Genomic DNA, 1,892 nt, shown 5'->3' on the forward strand with positions numbered 1-1,892 from the left:
ACGCCCAGTAGAATAGCGTCCATCCCGCAATCCATGTATCATCGCGAAACGGTTCTAAGCGAAGGCTCATGGAGATAATGTTGTTGACATAACTTCCCGTTGTGTTCACTAAAATCTTGAATATTTGTGCCGTAGGACCAACAAATAGCAAGAGGAGCATGAGTGCTAGCGCAAGGATCATGTTCAGGTTAGAGAGGGTCTTTATTCCCCGGTCCACACCACTCCAGGCCGTATAGATATACAAAACGGTGACGGCAACAATAATTCCGATTTGCAAAGAGATGGTATTCTCTAAGCCAAAGAGGAAGCTCATCCCTCCTGAGATTTGCATCGTACCCAGTCCTAATGAAGTGGCTACACCGAAAACCGTTGCAAATACCGCCAAAATATCGATGGTCTTTCCTATCGGTCCGTTGACTCTTTCCCCCAAAAGAGGATAAAAGGCAGAGCTAATCAGGGCAGGCAATTTCTTTCTAAACTGAGCATAGGCGAGGCTGAGAGCGATTACAGTATAAATCGCCCAAGGGTGCAATCCCCAATGCAAAAACGTATATCGCATGGCAACCGCCGCTGATTCGGCCGTGGAGCCTTCTCCTATGGGAGGAGTTGTATAATGAAAGACCGGTTCTGCCGCTCCCCAAAATACTAATCCAATTCCCATACCTGCGCTAAAAAGCATGGCTAACCAAGAAGCTGTACTGTATTCTGGCCGATCCGCATCATCTCCCAATCGGATACTCCCATACCTGGATAGCATCAGAAAAACGGAGAATAGAAGAAAAAGCATGACGGCGGTCAGATAAAACCAGCCAAAATAATCTATGGTGGTATTTAGGAATGCTGATGCTGCATCCGCTAGCTTTGTATTAAAGAAAATACCCAACAAGATAAATAGACTCGTAAACAGCAAAGACACTACTAAAACCGTTTTTTCCCGCAAAATATTGGCCATCGTCCCTTTTCCCCCTTCAGTCATTGAGATTGTTCATCCTATACAAGGATGGAAGGAGATGGTCACCTGCAGTTTCTTCGAATCCTTGTATATCCGATTCTCTTCACCCCTTTCAATATAGAAAAGTAGATTTTTCAGTATTCATATTCACGATTGTAACATAATCATGATTATATAACAATCTAGATAATTAAATTGTTTTGAAAATTTTAAAAAGTATTTGACAAAAAATGTTGTGTGCGATTAATATATAATCATGATTATAAAAATGGTGGTGGAGGTTTATGAATAAAGGGATGCAATCACATCATCACGGGATAAACACGATGTCTCTACTATATGATTATCATTGGTCTATGGAATTGCTGATTAAAGTAAAGGACCAACTAGAGCTCTCGGTTCATTATCTACGAGATCATCTGGAAAAGGAAAAATGCGCTTGCGGGGATATTGAGGAAGATGTTCAATTTTACACCCTCCTTCTTGAGGAGATTAACAAGGCAATTGAATCCAAGGATTACTCAGCCGTGCCTTGGATACAAGAACAGCTTCATTCCTATGTTTCTGAGCGCTATAGTGTTCATCCATGCATCTCATGGCTGCTTGATTTTCGCCACCTATGGGTTTTTGACGCTAAATTATAGGCTTTTATTCTCAATCATTGGCAGTGGGCCTACGGGACTGTTTAGGGCTTCTTATGAGGAAAGTTATCTAAATCTATATAAAACAGGATGGGGTGAAGATGATGCAACATACTGCAGTTAAAACGGTGCCGACAACATTTTCAAGGGTAAATCCATTTCACGCGCTAGTTCTCAAAAATGTAAATTTAAACGGAGCTGGCTCTAGTAAAGAAACGAGGCACATCGAGCTTTCACTAAAGGCGTCCGGACTTTCCTATGTCCCAGGTGATGCCCTTGGTATTATTCCTTCAAATGAT

2 protein-coding genes and 1 pseudogene are annotated in these 1,892 nt (G+C 41.8%); 2 read left to right on the top strand and 1 reads right to left on the bottom strand.

The window, feature by feature from the left end:
* Nucleotides 1–976: BCCT family transporter (locus ABLT31_RS38460; RefSeq protein WP_367760990.1), on the bottom strand; the 976-nt coding region annotated here is incomplete at its 3' end.
* Nucleotides 977–1,236: 260 nt separating this feature from the next.
* Between ABLT31_RS38460 and ABLT31_RS38465 the strand changes: the two genes are divergently transcribed.
* Together ABLT31_RS38465 and ABLT31_RS38470 are read left to right on the top strand one after the other, a co-directional pair.
* Nucleotides 1,237–1,596 carry a hypothetical protein gene (locus tag ABLT31_RS38465; protein ID WP_367760991.1) on the top strand — a complete coding sequence of 120 codons (360 nt, stop codon included), beginning with the start codon at nucleotides 1,237–1,239 and terminating at the stop codon, nucleotides 1,594–1,596.
* A gap of 98 nt (nucleotides 1,597–1,694) precedes the next feature.
* A pseudogene (locus ABLT31_RS38470) lies at nucleotides 1,695–1,892 on the top strand (protein CysJ); the annotation flags it as partial.

It is taken from the genome of Ammoniphilus soli (genome assembly GCF_040813775.1).